Genomic DNA, 15551 nt, shown 5'->3' on the forward strand with positions numbered 1-15551 from the left:
ATCTGGTTGAAGACCAGCCGCAGCCGATTGCCCTCGCGCCCGCGCGACTGCCACTGCGCGACATCGGCGGCGGCACGGATCATCTGCCGCTGCAGACCCTCGAGGTCGATCTCGTCGACCCGATCGAGCACCGCGCGCGACGGCGGATCGGCCTGCGGCGTCGGCGGCGCCTCGCGATCGTCGAGGGTGAGGGTGAGGGTGAGCGGCGTCAGCTCGCCGACCAGCGCCAGCGGCTCGATGGAGTCGGGAGCGGCACGTTCGAGGACGCCGGCCACGCCTTCCTCCACCGCCACCTCGATGGCATTGGTCCGTCTCGAGTCGAAACCGGCCAGCGCCGCCAGCTCGCCGGCGAAGCCACGAGCCACCGGCAATGCCTCGAGCATTGGGGGCAGTTCCAACCTGCACTGCATCGCACCATCGCCAGCCACATCGGCCTCCAGTCGCAGCCCGGGGCGCGCACCGCGCACCCTTCCATGCCCCACCCTGCCGTAGTCGTACACAGCATAGTCGGTATTCAGGCATTCCCAAGGGGGCAGGCGAGCGGGAGCAACGAAAACCGCCGCACATTACACGCAGAGACGACCCGACTTCAGGGGTTCAGACCCCGTTGAGCCATCACCCTGCCGCCACGATCGTCCTCTGCCGCCGACAACACCCAAGCCCTAGCGAACTGATTGAAAAAGGCCGGAAGCGGTAAAAACCCATTGGACTGATGGCTTGATGCCACCATCTCAACTCCCACCGCCAGACCATCGGGCACAGCAGTTCCATGTGGAGAAAATTGACGATACGTGAGCGATTGATCGCCTTCACCGTCGCGCTATTGATCCTCGTCGGTGGGGCCGCCCTGCTGATCTCGACCCACAGCGCAACCGCCATGGGCCGGCAACTGGTCGATCACACCCTGTCGATGAAGATCGCCGGCGACCTGGAGGCGGCGAAGGTCTATCTCGCCCAGTCCTGGGGGAATGTGCGAATGCAAGCGGGCGTGCTGGTCGATGCCGACGGCGAGGCGATCCGCGAGCGCTTCGAACTGGTCGACCGACTCAGCGAGGATCTCGGCGTACTCGCCACGGTGTTTGCCCGCGAGGGCGACGACTTCACCCGCCTCACCACCAGCATCCGGCTCGCCGACGGACGGCGTGCCGTCGGCACCCGGCTGGGCGAGGCCAGCGCGGCCTTCGCCCCGGTGATGGCGGGCAAACGCTTCATCGGCGAGGCCGAGATCCTCGGCGAACCCTATCTCACCGTCTACGACCCACTCACCGACGAGACCGGACGGGTGATCGGTCTCCTCTTCCTCGGCATCCCCCGCGCTCAGACCGACGCCATCGTCGCCACCGGTGTCGATCAGCTCGAACGCCGACTCGCGGTCGGGCTGGCGCTGATCCTCGCCCTCGGCATCACCGGCGCCTTCGTGCTCGCACAGCTCACCGCGACCCCGATCCGACAGGTCGCCGGGCGACTCGACGAGATCGCCCACGGCAAGGGCGACCTGACCCACCGGCTCGTGGCCGAGGGACGCGACGAACTGGCCGATCTGGCGCGCGCCTTCAATGCCTTCGTCGACAAGATCCAGCAGCTCATCGTCGAGGTGAACGCCGCCTCGGCGCAGCTGGCCAGCGCCGCCGAACAACTCTCGGCCAACAGCAGCGAGAGCCGCAACCAGGTCCAGCTGCAGCAACGCGAGAGCGAACAGGTCGCCACCGCCATGAACCAGATGACCGCCACGGTGCAGGGCGTCGCGCAAAACGCCAACGAGACCGCACGCGCGGTCAGCACGACGCTACGCGAGGCCACCTCGGGCGAGGCGGTGGTGCGTCACAGCGTCGACTCCATCGACGCGCTGGCCGAGGCCGTCGAGGGCGCCGCCGAGGTGATCAACCGGCTCTCGGCCGACAGCGACGACATCGGTCGCGTGCTCGAGGTGATCCGCGCCATCGCCGAGCAGACCAACCTGCTCGCGCTCAACGCCGCGATCGAGGCGGCGCGCGCCGGCGAGCAGGGACGTGGCTTCGCGGTGGTCGCCGACGAGGTGCGCACCCTGGCCGATCGTACCCGTCACTCCACCGAGGAGATCCGCGAGATGATCGAGCGGCTGCAGCAGAACGCCGACAGCGCCGTCAAGGCGATGCACGCCGGGCGCGTCAAGGCGCGCGACAGCGTCTCCCAGGCCGGCGAGGCCGGTCAGTCGCTCAAGACGATCAGCGCCTCGGTCGAGCGGATCAGCGACATGACCAACCAGATCGCCAGCGCCGCCGAGCAGCAATCGGCGGTGACCGAGGAGATCAACCGCAACATCACCAACATCGCCCACTCCATCGAGACCACCCTGGGCGGGTCCGAGCAGAGCGCGCAGGCCAGCGATCAGGTCGCACAACTGGCCGCGCAGCTGCACCACATGATGGCGCGCTTCAAGGTCTGAGCTCGCGCCACGCGCACCAACCCTCACAGCAACAGTGCCAGCACCACCGAGAGACTGAGGAAGGAAAGCGCGGTGGCACCCAGGAGCGCCCCGCTGGCCAGCTCGGCGTGACCGTAGCGGGCGCCGAGGACGGGAAAGATGGCGAACATCGGACAGGCGGCGATCAGGATGGCGGCGCGCTGCAGGTCGGGATCGAACGCCGGCAGGGCCAGCACCATCGCCGCCACCAGCAGCGGGTGCAGCACCAGCTTGGCCAGCGCGACCTGCCCGAGCTCGCCGAGGCTGGCGTGGAGACGGCTGCCGACCAGGGTCGCACCGACGAAGAACAGCGCCACCCCCGCCGCCCCCTGTCCGAGCAACCCCAGCGCCCCGCTCAGCCCCGGCGGCAGCCTCACCTCGAACAGCGCGAGCGCGAGACCGAGGGTGATCGCCAGGATCAGCGGGTTGGTGACGAGCCGCGCCACGATCAACCGCGCGGTGGCCCGGGCGCCCGGCGCCCGCCCCTGCCCGGTGCCGAGTTCGAGCACGCTCAGCACCAGCGGCATCAGCACCAGGTTCTCGAACATCAACGCCATGGCGAAGCCGGCCACCGGCGGCTCGTCGAAGGCCTGCAGCAGCAGCGCGTAACCGATGAAGGCGCTGTTGGAGAAGGCCGAGCCGAGCGCCTTCACCGCCGCGCGATCAAGCCGGTCGCCCCGACCACCCCGAAACCACGCCAGCATCAGCCCGTAGGTGAGCAGCGTCCCGGTGCCGTAGGCCAGCAGGAACCCCGGCTCGATCGCCTGACGCAGATCGGTGCCGGCCAGGGTCGCGACGATCAGCGCGGGCATCGCGACATGGAGCACGAAGCGCCCCAGCACCGCCGTCGCCGCGCGCTCCATCACCCCCAGCCGCACCGTCACATAGCCGGCGACGATGACGGTGAAGACGGGGACGACGATATCGAGGATCGCGGTCATCGACCCGCGCCCCGACCACCGCTCGCGCCGCACCGGCAGGCGGTCGAGACGGGCGAGCGACCAACGGGCCGCGCCGCAGACCGCTCAACCGTCGCGGCCCGCCCGCGCCGGTCGCTCCCCGCAGAGGACATCCGCCCGCGCCGCGCCCTAGTCGAGTTCGACACGCACCCGTGCGGCGGCGCGCAACGCGCGTGCCTTGGCGTCCTCGACATCGGTGCCACGCGCCAGCGCCACGCCCATGCGACGCCGCCCCCGCACCTCGGGCTTGCCGAACAGGCGCAGATCCGTGCCCGGCTCGGCGAGGGCCTCGGCCAGATGGGTGAAGCGGGGCCGGGGCGACTCACCCTCGACCAGGATCACCGCCGAGGCCGCCGGACCGTGCTGGCGGATCTCGGGGATCGGCAGCCCGAGGATGGCGCGGGCGTGGAGCGCGAACTCCGAGAGATCCTGCGAGATCAGGGTGACCATGCCGGTGTCGTGGGGACGCGGCGAGACCTCGCTGAAGATCACCTCATCGCCGCGCACGAACAACTCGACCCCGAAGATCCCGCGCCCGCCGAGCGCCGCGGTCACCCGCGCGGCGATCTCCTCGGCCCGCGCCAGCGCCGTCGGCGTCATCGGGTGCGGCTGCCAGGACTCGCGATAGTCGCCATCCTCCTGGCGATGCCCGATCGGCGCGCAGAAGGCGGTGCCGTCGCGGTGACGCACGGTCAGCAGGGTGATCTCGTAATCAAAGGCGACGAAGCCCTCGACGATCACCCGCCCGCCCCCGGCGCGCCCACCGGCCTGGGCGTACTCCCAGGCGCGATCGAGCTCGGCGGCCTCGCGCACCAAGCTCTGCCCCTTGCCCGAAGAACTCATGATCGGCTTGACCACGCAGGGCAGCCCGATCTCGGCAACCGCCTGCTCGAACGCCTCACGGGTGTCGGCGAAGCGATAGGGCGAGGTCGGCAGCCCCAGCTCCTCGGCGACCAGCCGGCGGATGCCCTCGCGGTTCATCGTCAGCCGGGTCGCCCGCGCCGTCGGGACGACGTTGAAGCCCTCGGCCTCCAGCTCGAGCAGGGTGTCGGTGGCGATCGCCTCGATCTCGGGGACGATATAGTCGGGACGCTCCAGCTCGATGACCCGGCGCAGCTCGGCCCCGTCGAGCATCGAGAAGCTGTAGGCGCGATCGGCCACCTGCATGGCGGGCGCATTGGCATAGCGGTCGCAGGCGATGACTTCGAGGCCGAGTCGCTTGAACTCGATGACGACCTCCTTGCCGAGTTCGCCGGCCCCGCAAAGCAGGACCTTGGTCGCGTTGGGGGAGAAAGGGGTTCCGATCGTAGGCATGTGGTCTCTGCTTGTCGGGGTGGTGGCTTCAGGATGGATCGCGGCACTCCCGCCAGCCGCAGCCGGTCCCCGCGAGTCACGCGCGACCGCCGCAGCCGCGACGGAGAGACCCCGGAGCAGTCCCAGTCCCGACACGCTCGCGCGCGCCGCTCCGGCAAGGGCGCGACCGATGGTACTCCGCCGACACCGCCGCGATCCAGACTCGCCGCCGCACGGGGAACCCTTCCCCGGTCAGGACGGGAGGCGAGCGCTCTCAGCGCTTGAAGGTCGAGAGGAATGCCTCGACGAAGCGTGGATAGTCGTCCTCGGCGAGGTGGTTGATGCCGGCGGCGGCCTTGCGTCCGCCACCGCTCGGGAACTGGCGGCACAGCGCGTCGGCGCCGTCGGGACGCGCCAGCGGGGCGCGCACGCTGACCAGGAAACCGCCCTCGGGCAGGCGGGTGAGCAGCGCATGGGCGCGCTCCGGGGCGGCCTGGGCCCGGGCGTTGGCGAACACCCCGCTGACCCGCCGCGCCCAGGGCGCATCGGGCAGCACGAACACCCGCCCCGCCCTCTCGTCGACCTCGGGGCGCAGTGCCTCGGCGCGGGCCATGTCGTCGGTATAGCCATCGCGGAGCTGGGCGAAGACCGGGTCGGCGGCGATGAACGCGCGCGGATCGGCATAGGGGCGCAGGCGCTCGAAGAGCTGCGCCGGATCGACGTGGAGGTCGGCGACACGGGCACCATAGCCGTTGTAATTGAGATAGATGCCGAGTTCGCGCAGCCGTTCGAGCGTCGGCGCGTCGAACCCCAGCGGCGCGGCGGCCTGGCGCGCGGCGGCGTCGAAGTTGTCGCCGAAGGTACCGACCACCGCCCAGGCGCGATGGGCGCCGTCGAGCGCGGCGTCGACCAGCAGACTGGTGCCGCGATCGGGTGCGGTGTCGATATGGGCTTCGAGGCCCGGATGGTCGGGGATCTCGCCGGGGAAGTGGTGGTCGAAGTAGCGCACCCGAGCACCGGCGGCGAGCAGCCGCTCGAGCGCGGCGCGGTTCTTGTCGAGCGAGAGGTCGAGCACCCGCACCTCGTCACCGGCGCCGGCCTCGACGCGATCGAGCAGCGCGATGTCGCGCTTGACCCCGGTCACCAGCACGCTCTCGCGCGGCTCGGCCAGGTGCAGTTGCAGGAGCGCGCAGAGTCCGTCCGCGTCGCCGTTGAAGACATCGTACAGGGCCATGCGCGTCTCCTCCCTGGCCGATCCCCGGCCCGGCTCGATTCGAGTGGAATGCGAGGAGCCTAACCAGCGCGCGACTATCCTGACAAGCGCGCATCGGCATTGCCCGGTACAGCCGCTGACGTTAGACTTGCCTGCTCACCGACTTCTTTTGATCTTCTCAGGTTCTCCGGCCCTGGCTCGGCGTCTCGCGATCGGCGACGACGGCGTATTGGTGGTTGCCGGAGCCAGGGAAGCCCGTGTGTCCTAACATCATCCTTTAAGAGTCCTTCAGGAGCCCGCATGGCCATCGAACGCACCCTCTCCATCATCAAGCCCAACGCCGTCGCCAAGGACGCCATCGGCGCCATCCTCGGGCGTTTCGAGGCCGCCGGCCTGCGCATCGTCGCCGCGCGCATGATGCACCTGAGCCGCGAGCAGGCCTCGGCCTTCTACGCCGTGCACCAGGAGCGTCCCTTCTTCGGCGAGCTGGTCGACTTCATGACCTCCGGCCCGGTCATGGTCCAGGTCCTCGAGGGCGAGGGCGCCATCGCCAAGAACCGCGAGATCATGGGTGCCACCAACCCGGCCGAGGCCGCCCCGGGCACCATCCGCGCCGACTTCGCCGACTCCTTCACCGAGAACGCGGCCCACGGCTCCGATGCCCCCGAGACCGCCGCCGAGGAGATCGCCTTCTTCTTCCCCGAGGGCGTCTGCGAGCGCACCCGCTGATCCTGATCCGGTGACGGCCATGAACGCCAGCGAACCCAAGACCAACCTGCTCGATCTCGACCGCGCCGACTGCGAGGCGCTCGCCGTCGAGTTCGGCCGCAAGGCGTTCCATGGCCGCAACCTGTTCAAGTGGATCCACAAGCATGGCGTCGTCGACTTCGACGCCATGACGGATCTGCCGCTCGCGCTGCGCGAACAGCTGCGCGAGCGCACCGAGATCCGCCTGCCGCGGATCGTCCACGAACACCCCTCCGCCGACGGGACGAAGAAATGGGTGATGGAGTTGGCCGACGGCCAACACATCGAGACCGTATTCATCCCCGAGGGCCGCCGCAGCACCATCTGCGTCTCCTCGCAGGTCGGCTGCGCGCTCGACTGCCGCTTCTGCGCCACCGCCAAGCAGGGCTTCAATCGCAACCTCACGGTCGGCGAGATCATCGCCCAGGTGTGGCACGCCACCCGCCAGCTCGAGACCGCCCCGACCAATGTGGTGATGATGGGCATGGGCGAGCCGCTCGCCAACTTCGACCCGGTGGTCAAGGCGATGGCGATGATGCAGGACGACCTCGCCTATATGCTCGCCAAGCAGCGGGTGACGGTGAGCACGGTCGGCATCGTCCCCGCGCTCGAGCGCCTGCGCGAGGTCAGCAACGTCTCCCTGGCCGTCTCGCTGCACGCCCCCAACGACGCCTTGCGCGATGAGCTGGTGCCGATCAACCGCAAGTACCCGCTCGCCGAGCTGATCCCGGCCTGCCGCCGCTATGTCGCCGACGACAAGCGCCGCAAGGTGACCTGGGAATACATCATGATCGCCGGGCTCAACGACAGCATCGCCCACGCCAAGCAGCTCATCCGTCTGCTCGAGGGCACGCCGTCGAAGATCAACCTGATCCCCTTCAACCCCTTCCCCGGGGTCGATTACACCACCAGTCCGCCCGAGCAGGTCGAGGCCTTCCGCCAGCGACTGCTGCGCTCGGGGCTGATCGCGATCACCCGCAAGACCCGGGGCGAGGAGATCGCCGCAGCCTGCGGCCAGCTCGTCGGCCGGGTGCAGGATCGCACCCGTCGCCAGGCCCGGGTACAACTCGAACAGGACCGAACAGGAGCGCCATGACCCCTCGCTGGCCTCGCCCGCTCGCGTTGGCCGTGCTGCTGTGCCTGACCCTGCTGGCTGGCTGCGGTGGCGCCGAGAAGCGCCCCGAGGGCGGTGACGCGCTCGGTCTCGAACCCGACGACAGCCCCGCCGAGATCTACGTGCGGATGGCCGAGCAGTACTATGCCCGAGGCCAGATCGAGGTCGCCTTCCGCCGTGCGCTCCAGGCCCTCGAGGCCGATCGTCGCTACGCCCGCGCGCATGTCTGGATGGCCTTTCTCTACGAGCAGCTGGGCAAGGACGCACTGGCCACCGAGCACTACGAGCGCGCCGTGCAGCTGGCGCCGAAGAACCCCGACGTGCTCCACGCCTACGGCTCCTATCTGTGCCGTGAACAGCGCTATGCGGAGGCCGAGGCCCAGTTCCTCGAGGCACTCGACAATCCGCTCTATGCCACCCCCTGGGTGACCATGACCAATGCCGGCGACTGTGCCCGCAAGAAGGGCGACGCGAGCCAGGCGGAGGCGTATTATCGCTCCGCCGTCGCGGCGAATCCGAAGTTCGGCCCGGCCTTGGTCAAGCGCGCGACGATGGCCTATGCCCGTGGCGAGATCAAGGCGGCAAAGGGGGACATCGACCGCTATTTCGGAGCAGAGACCCTGCGCACCGCGACCAGCACGCGCGAGGCCCTGCAGCTCGGCGCCAGCATCGAGCGCCAGCTCGGCGATCGCGAGCGCGCCAACTTCTACCAGCGGGCACTGCGCGAGCGCTTCCCGGACGCGGCGGCATCCAGAGAATCCCAGGGAGTCCAGTTGGATGAGCGAGACCAGATCACCGAGTCCTGAGGCGCCGAGCACGCCAGACATCATCATGCACCCCGGTCAGCGCCTGCGTCAGCAGCGCGAGACGCGCGGCCTCGAGATCGCACGCGTGGCCTCGCAACTGCACCTGCGCCCGGAGATCATCGAGGCGCTCGAACAGGATCGTTACGATGCGCTGCCCGGGCCGGTCTTCGCGATCGGTTATCTGCGCAACTACGCCAGACTGCTCGGCATCGACCCGACACCATTGATCGAGTCGGCACGCACGGTGACCCAGGAGCAGGCCGCCGCCCAGACGGGGCCACGGACGCGCGGCAACCTCGCCGAGACCACCTCGCGCTGGCTGATGCGCCTGATCAGCCTGGCGCTGATGGCTGCGGCTGTCGCCATGCTGGTGCTGTGGTGGCAGAGCCGCCCCGAGGTCGCCCCGGCGCCGCTCGCAGACGACGTCGCGCCCAGCGAGCAGCCGCGCCTCGACCCGGCACCGTCCCAGGCCACACCCGCCCCTGTCGCCCCGGCACCGACGACGCCCGAGCCCCGGGTCCCGCAGCCGGCGCCACGTCCGACCCCGGCGCCCGCCCAGCAGACGTCGGCGCTCGTCGCCGCGCCCGAGCCGGGGGCGACACCGGACACCATCTCGACGCCGCCCGGCGCCGCGCCCGCGCCCGCGCCCGCGCCCACGCCCACTGTCGCATCCGGGATCGACGCGGATCGTCCGGAGGCCGCGCCGACGAGCGTCGAAACGGCACCGACGCCGCCCGAGGTCGCGCTCGAGTTCACCGGCAACTGCTGGGTCGAGGTGCGTGACGTCAACCGTCGCATCATCCTCACCGGCGAGCTGCGTGCCGGCGACCGACGCGTGCTCGAGGGCCAGCCGCCCTATCGCTTCATCATCGGCAACACCGCCATGGCGCGACTCACCATCGACGGCGAACCGCTCGATCTGAGCGAGCGCGCCCGAGGCAACGTCGCCCGCTTCACCCTCGATCCCAGTCAGCCCGACTGAGTCCGGCGCGCTGCGATCCCACAGGCCATCAGTATCCGCCCAGCATGAGCAAGAAGATCCAAGCCATCCGCGGGATGCACGACATCCTGCCGGACCGCATCCCCACCTGGCACCGTCTCGAGGACACCGCGCGGCGGGTCCTCGAGGGCTACGGCTACAGCGAGATCCGTACCCCCGTCGTCGAGGTCACCGACCTGTTCAAGCGCTCCATCGGCGAGGTCACCGACATCGTCGAGAAGGAGATGTACACCTTCCCCGACCGTAACGACGACAGTCTCAGCCTGCGTCCCGAGGGGACGGCGAGCTGCGTGCGCGCGGCCATCGAGCACGGCCTGCTGATGCAGCCGCAGCGGCTGTGGTATCGCGGCCCGATGTTCCGCTACGAGCGCCCGCAGCGCGGGCGCTACCGCCAGTTCCACCAGATCGGCGTCGAGGTCTTCGGGCTCGAGGGACCGGACATCGACCTCGAGCTGATGCTGATGACCGCGCGACTGTGGCGCGCGCTCGGACTCGAGGGCTTCCGCCTGGAGATCAACTCGCTCGGCGACGCCGAGGAGCGCGCGGCCTATCGTGCCGAGCTGATCGCCTATCTCGAGGCGCGCATCGACCAACTCGACGAGGACAGCCGCAAGCGGCTGCACAGCAACCCGCTGCGGGTGCTCGACTCCAAGCATCCGCAGACCCGCGAGGTCGTCGCCGACGCGCCCTCGCTGCTCGATCACCTCGGCGAGACCAGTCGCGCCCATCTCGATCACATCCGCGCCGGACTCGAGCGCGCCGGGGTCGACTACCAGCTCAACCCGCGTCTGGTGCGCGGACTCGACTACTACAATCGCACCGTGTTCGAATGGATCACCGACGAACTCGGCGCCCAGGGCACAGTCTGCGCCGGCGGTCGTTACGACGGTCTGGTCGCCCAGCTCGGCGGTCGCCCGACCACCGCCGTCGGCTTCGCCATGGGCATCGAGCGTCTGGTCGAGCTGCTCGAACTGAGCGGCGCGCAGGATGATCCCGGCATCGACGCCTATCTGGTCGCGCTCGGCGAGCGCGCCCAACAGGAGGCCCCGGTGCTCGCCGAGCGACTGCGCGACGCCCTGCCCGAGCTGCGCCTGGTGGTGCACGCCGGCGGCGGCAGCTTCAAGAGCCAGTTCAAGCGCGCCGACAAGAGCGGCGCGCGCTACGCGCTGATCCTCGGCGAGGACGAGGCCGAGCGCGGCGTGGTCGGCGTCAAGGCGCTGCGCGAACAGGTCGAGCAGCGCGAACTCGACCTCACCGCACTGACCGAGCTGCTCGCCGGCGCGCCGGCCTGACCCCATCGAGACCCACCCGCGCCGCTCGACAGCGCGCGCGCACCCATAGAGGACAGACCTGTGAGTTACCAAACCGACGAGGAAAAGGCCGAAGCCATCAAGAAGTGGTGGCGTGACAACGGCGTGGCCGTGTTCGCCGGTCTCGCGCTCGGCCTGGTCATCATCTTCGGCTGGCGCTACTGGAGCGACTACCGCACCGACCTCGCCGCCCAGGCCTCGACCCACTTCGAGCAGATGCTCTACAGCGCCGAGGACGCCGATGCGGCCACGGTGCTGGCCAAGCAGTCCGAACAGCTCGACGCCGACTTCGGCGCCACGCCCTATGCCGCGCTCGGCGCCCTGGTCGCGGCCAAGGGGCTTTATCAGGCCGGTGAGGCCGAGGCGGCCATCGCTCGACTCGAGCGGGTGATCGATGACGCCCCGGACGCCGCGCTGGCGCGTCTCGCCGCGTTGCGCCTGGCGCGCATCCAGCTCGCCGAGGGCGCGCTCGACGCCGCCGAGTCGACCATCACCGACCATGACGACAGCCCCGAGTTCAGCGCCGACTTCGCCGCGGTGCGCGGTGACCTGGCCGCCGCGCGCGGCGACCTCGACACCGCCCGCGAGGCCTATGAGACGGCCATCGAAGGTGGCGCCGCACTCTCGCAACTCATCCAGCTCAAGCTCGATAACCTGCCCTCGGCCGGCTAGACGACACACGGAAGGAAGTTATGGCGATCCACACCAGAGCGGCGATCACCGGCGCCGGCGCACTGCTGTTGAGTGCGCTGCTCGGCGGCTGCAGTCTCATCCCCTGGCTCGGCAGCGAGGAGGATCCGACACCGCCGAGCGAGTTGCCCGAGCTCGACCAGTCGTTGACCCCGACCACGCTGTGGTCGGCGCGCGTCACCGACGGCACCGACGGGCGTCGCCTCTATCTGGTGCCGACGCTCGCCGCCGGTCGGCTCTATGTCGCCGACGCCCGCGGCACCCTCGCCGCGGTAGCCGCCGACAGCGGCCGCGTGCTGTGGCGCCAGGAGACCGAACTGGCCTTCAGCGGCGGTCCCGAGGTCCACGGCGAGCGTCTGGTGCTCGGCACCACCGGCGGCGAGCTGGCGCTCTTCTCCACCGCCGACGGCAGCGAGCTGTGGCGGACCCGGCTCGGCAGCGAGGTGCTCTCGGTGCCGCGCTTCGCCGATGCCGAGACCATCGTCGTCCACACCCTCGACGACAGTCTCTACGGCATCGAGGCGGCCACCGGCGAGCAGCGCTGGCACCTCACCTACCCCGCCCCGGTGCTCACCCTGCGCGGCAGCAGCACCCCGGCGGTGGCCCCGGACGGGGTCATCGTCGGGCTCTCCGGCGGCAAGCTGATCAAGTTCGACGTCGCCGACGGCACGCCGCTGTGGGAGGTCACCATCACCCGACCGAGCGGGCGCTCCGAGCTCTCGCGCATCGCCGACATCGACGCCGATCCGGTGCTGGTCGGCACCACGGTGTTCGTCGGCACCTACAACGGCGACCTGGCTGCGGTCGATGCCGTCACCGGCACCGTGCTGTGGCGCCGCGAGCTCTCCGCCCATGCCGGTCTCGCCGCCACCCCGGAGGCGCTGTTCGTCACCGACTCGCGCGATCAGGTGTGGGGCGCCGACCCGCTCAGCGGCGCCGGGCGCTGGGTGCAGGAGGCGCTGCGCTATCGTCGGCTCACCGCGCCGGCGCTGCTCGGCCAGGTGGTCGCGGTCGGCGACCTGGAGGGCTATGTCCACCTGCTCGACGCCGCCGACGGTCAGCTGCTCGGGCGCACCCGCGTCACCAAGAAGGCGCCGATCACCGCACCGCCGCTGGCCGCCGCCGGGCGGCTCTATGTCTATGCCGACGACGGGACGCTGAGCGCCCTCAGCGTCGGCGCCATCCCGGCGCGGACGGCGCAACGCGCGCCCGAGCAAGCCGATAACGCGAGTCCCTGAATACCATGCTCCCCGTCATCACCCTGGTCGGTCGTCCCAATGTCGGCAAGTCGACCCTGTTCAACCGGTTCACGCGCACCCGCGACGCGCTGGTCGCCGACTTCCCCGGGCTCACCCGCGATCGCCAGTACGGGGTCGGGCGGATCGGCCCCGGCCCTTATGTGATCGTCGACACCGGCGGTATCGCCACCGCCACCGAGGGCGTCGAGACGCTGATGGAGCGTCAGGTGCAACTGGCCATCGAGGAGGCCGATCACCTGCTGTTCGTGGTCGACGCGCGCGACGGCTGCACCCCGGAGGACATCGCCATCGCCGAACGGCTGCGCCGTATCGGCAAGCCGATGACCCTGGTGGTCAACAAGAGCGACACCTTCGACCCGCTGCTCGCCACCGCCGAGTTCCACGCCCTCGGGCTGGGCGAACCGCGCGCGGTCTCGGCCACCCAGGGGATGGCGATCCGGCCGCTAATCGAGCACGTCTTCGCCCAGCTCCCCGAGGCCGCCGAGGAGGAAACGCCCGAGGACGACGACGAGCGTGGCGTCAAGGTGGCGATCGTCGGTCGCCCCAATGCCGGCAAGTCGACGCTGATCAACCGTCTGGTCGGCGAGGAGCGCGTGGTCGCCTTCGACAGCCCCGGCACCACCCGCGACAGCGTCTTCATCCCCTTCGAGCGTGATGGCCAGCGCTACACCCTGATCGACACCGCCGGTCTGCGCCGTCGCGCCAAGGTCAAGGAGGCGATCGAGAAATTCAGCGTGATCAAGACGCTGCAGGCGATCGAGGCGGCCAATGTGGTGGTCCTGGTGATCGACGCCCATGCCGGCATCGGCGAGCAGGACGCCACCCTCGCCGGCCATGTCATCGACAGCGGCCGCGCCGTGGTGGTGGCGATCAACAAGTGGGACGGACTCGACGCCGAGGCGCGCGAACAGGTCAAGGCGCAGTTCACCCGCAAGCTCGGTTTCCTCGACTTCGCCAAGCTGCACCGCATCTCGGCGCTGCACGGCAGCGGCGTCGGGCTGCTGCTCGACGACGTCGACCTGGCCTATGCCAACGCCACCCGCAACCTCTCCACCCCGGAGCTGACCCGGCTGCTCGAGGCGGCGGTACAGGAGCACCAGCCGCCGCTGGTGCGCGGCCGGCGCATCAAGCTGCGCTATGCCCACCAGGGCGGGCGCAATCCGCCGGTGGTGGTGATCCACGGCAACCAGACCGATGAGACCCCGGCGAGCTACAAGCGCTATCTGATCAACCGTTTCCGCCGTGAGCTCGACCTGCTCGGCACCCCGCTGCGCCTGGAGTTCAAGAGCGGCGGCAACCCCTACGAGGGCAAGCGCAACCCGCTCACCCCGCGCCAGATCAAGAGCCGCCAGCGGCTCAAGAAGTTCACCTCGCGCAAGCATTGAGCCATCGGTGCAGGGACGCACCACCCTCGCCGTCTCGTCGACGACGGCTCTATAATCGACATCCCCGGCAAGACTCAGGACGAGGGCGCAGATGGCCGATCAGATCGAGGGCGATTCAGCCCAGCACGGAATCGAGGCGCTGATCCAGGCGCTCAGGGACGACACCGCACAGCGCGCCCAACTCGGCGAGCAGCTCGAACGCCTGCTCGCGGCGAGCGGTCCCGAGCGCCAGCTCACCGACATCCACGGGCTCGAACAACGTCTCCACATCGAGGAGCGGCGTCACACCCGTGCCAAGTGGTACACGGCGGTGCTCGGCCTGTTCGCGCTACTCATCGGTGCCGTGCTCTTCTATCTGGTGTTCATGATGGCCCGCGACATGAACCGGATGGAGGACTACATGTACAACATGGGCCATGCCACCGACGACGCCCGCACCCGCCCCTTCGAGTTCAAGGCCCAGGGCGAGAGCTACATGGCCACGATGGCCGGGGACATGGGCGCGATGCGCACCAGCATGGAGGCGATGCGCGAGGACATGGGACAGATGCGCCTGAGCATCGACGGCATGTCCACCGACATCACCGCGATGAGCCGCGACATGACCCAGATGAACGCCACCATCGGTCGCATCCAGTACGACACCCTGCTGATGCGCCAGGGCGTCGGCGGCATGGCCAGCGACACCCGCGCCATGGGCGCGCCCTTCCGCGTCATGGACTCCATGGCCCCCTGGTGATCCGGACCCGATCGATGCAACGGCTCGCCATCCCGCTCGTCACCGCATCGACTGTCACCGCGGTCGAGACCGCTCTCGACGACCACCTGCTGATCGTGCGCACCGCACCCGCACCCTGAGCCCCCGGGACGCGCCCGGCTGTCATACAATGCGGGATGCAACCCAAACCACCCGACCGCAAGGGGGCCCCACGATGAATGCACCACGCTCCACCCAGGAACTCGCCGCCCTGTTCGACCTGCCGGCCCCCGAGCGCTACACCCTCTTCGTCACCGAGGTGCTGGAGCACGGCCAGGTGTGGACGCTGTGCGCCGAGGACGGCTTCGTCGCCTTCAGCGACGAGGAGGACACCGACTGCTTCCCCTTCTGGCCGGCCCCGGAGCTGGCCGCCGCCCTGGCCGACGACGACTGGGCCGACTGCCGCCCCGAGGCGCTCGCGCTCGACACCTTCATGGAACGCTGGCTGCCCGGCATGGACCGCGACGACCGTCTGGTCTCGGTGTTCGCCGCCCCCGACGGCAGCGGCATGGTGGTCGATCCGCTGGAGCTGCTCGCCGACCTCGAGGCCGCACAGCGCGCGCGCGACTGAGAGC

At 69.8% G+C, this 15551-nt stretch carries 15 protein-coding genes; 11 read left to right on the top strand and 4 right to left on the bottom strand.

The window, feature by feature from the left end:
* On the bottom strand, positions 1–398 hold a 398-nt coding region (locus tag EBL85_RS11775; RefSeq protein ID WP_190288073.1), incomplete at its 3' end, for an ATP-binding protein.
* 371 nt (positions 399–769) lie between these two features.
* Here EBL85_RS11775 and EBL85_RS11780 point away from each other — a divergent pair.
* The gene (locus EBL85_RS11780) at positions 770–2425 is read left to right on the top strand and encodes a methyl-accepting chemotaxis protein (RefSeq protein WP_123143004.1); all 1656 of its coding nucleotides are present in this window, start codon (positions 770–772) and stop codon (positions 2423–2425) included.
* A gap of 23 nt (positions 2426–2448) precedes the next feature.
* Here EBL85_RS11780 and EBL85_RS11785 read toward each other — a convergent pair whose 3' ends face one another.
* The 3 genes from EBL85_RS11785 to EBL85_RS11795 all read right to left on the bottom strand — a co-directional run bounded on the left by EBL85_RS11785 (position 2449) and on the right by EBL85_RS11795 (position 5929).
* The gene (locus EBL85_RS11785; RefSeq protein WP_123143005.1) at positions 2449–3384 is read right to left on the bottom strand and encodes an AEC family transporter; all 936 of its coding nucleotides are present in this window, start codon (positions 3382–3384) and stop codon (positions 2449–2451) included.
* A gap of 147 nt (positions 3385–3531) precedes the next feature.
* Positions 3532–4716, bottom strand: coding sequence for a formate-dependent phosphoribosylglycinamide formyltransferase (gene purT, locus EBL85_RS11790; protein WP_123140857.1), 1185 nt, complete (start codon positions 4714–4716; stop codon positions 3532–3534).
* A gap of 253 nt (positions 4717–4969) precedes the next feature.
* A complete protein-coding gene (locus EBL85_RS11795; RefSeq protein ID WP_123143006.1) occupies positions 4970–5929 on the bottom strand; it encodes an acetyltransferase in 960 nt (319 codons plus the stop codon).
* Positions 5930–6208: 279 nt separating this feature from the next.
* Here EBL85_RS11795 and ndk point away from each other — a divergent pair, with 279 nt between their 5' ends.
* The 10 genes from ndk (at position 6209) to EBL85_RS11845 (ending at position 15547) form a co-directional block, all read left to right on the top strand.
* A complete protein-coding gene (gene ndk / locus EBL85_RS11800; protein ID WP_005221611.1) occupies positions 6209–6637 on the top strand; it encodes a nucleoside-diphosphate kinase in 429 nt (142 codons plus the stop codon).
* A gap of 19 nt (positions 6638–6656) precedes the next feature.
* Positions 6657–7751 (top strand): 23S rRNA (adenine(2503)-C(2))-methyltransferase RlmN, encoded by a 1095-nt coding sequence (rlmN, locus tag EBL85_RS11805; protein WP_123140855.1) that lies wholly within the window; start codon positions 6657–6659, stop codon positions 7749–7751.
* Positions 7748–8575: a type IV pilus biogenesis/stability protein PilW gene (gene pilW / locus EBL85_RS11810; protein ID WP_123143007.1), complete on the top strand. Its 828-nt coding sequence runs from the start codon at positions 7748–7750 to the stop codon at positions 8573–8575. Before rlmN ends, pilW begins: the two co-directional genes overlap by 4 nt.
* Positions 8547–9557, top strand: coding sequence for a RodZ domain-containing protein (locus EBL85_RS11815; RefSeq protein WP_123143008.1), 1011 nt, complete (start codon positions 8547–8549; stop codon positions 9555–9557). Before pilW ends, EBL85_RS11815 begins: the two co-directional genes overlap by 29 nt.
* Before the next feature lie 44 nt (positions 9558–9601).
* A complete protein-coding gene (hisS, locus tag EBL85_RS11820; RefSeq protein WP_123140852.1) occupies positions 9602–10867 on the top strand; it encodes a histidine--tRNA ligase in 1266 nt (421 codons plus the stop codon).
* A gap of 60 nt (positions 10868–10927) precedes the next feature.
* On the top strand, positions 10928–11557 hold the full coding sequence (locus EBL85_RS11825) for a tetratricopeptide repeat protein (protein WP_123140851.1): 630 nt from the start codon (positions 10928–10930) through the stop codon (positions 11555–11557).
* Positions 11558–11577: 20 nt separating this feature from the next.
* Positions 11578–12813: an outer membrane protein assembly factor BamB gene (gene bamB / locus EBL85_RS11830; protein ID WP_123143009.1), complete on the top strand. Its 1236-nt coding sequence runs from the start codon at positions 11578–11580 to the stop codon at positions 12811–12813.
* 5 nt (positions 12814–12818) lie between these two features.
* The gene (gene der / locus EBL85_RS11835; RefSeq protein WP_123140849.1) at positions 12819–14219 is read left to right on the top strand and encodes a ribosome biogenesis GTPase Der; all 1401 of its coding nucleotides are present in this window, start codon (positions 12819–12821) and stop codon (positions 14217–14219) included.
* Between the two features lie 91 nt (positions 14220–14310).
* Complete coding sequence (locus tag EBL85_RS11840; RefSeq protein WP_123143010.1) at positions 14311–14958, top strand: hypothetical protein; 648 nt, start codon at positions 14311–14313, stop codon at positions 14956–14958.
* Between the two features lie 193 nt (positions 14959–15151).
* Positions 15152–15547: a DUF2750 domain-containing protein gene (locus tag EBL85_RS11845; RefSeq protein ID WP_123140847.1), complete on the top strand. Its 396-nt coding sequence runs from the start codon at positions 15152–15154 to the stop codon at positions 15545–15547.
* The last annotated feature ends 4 nt before the right edge of the window (positions 15548–15551 follow it).

Source organism: Marichromatium sp. AB32 (assembly GCF_003718675.1).
GTDB lineage: Bacteria > Pseudomonadota > Gammaproteobacteria > Chromatiales > Chromatiaceae > Marichromatium > Marichromatium gracile.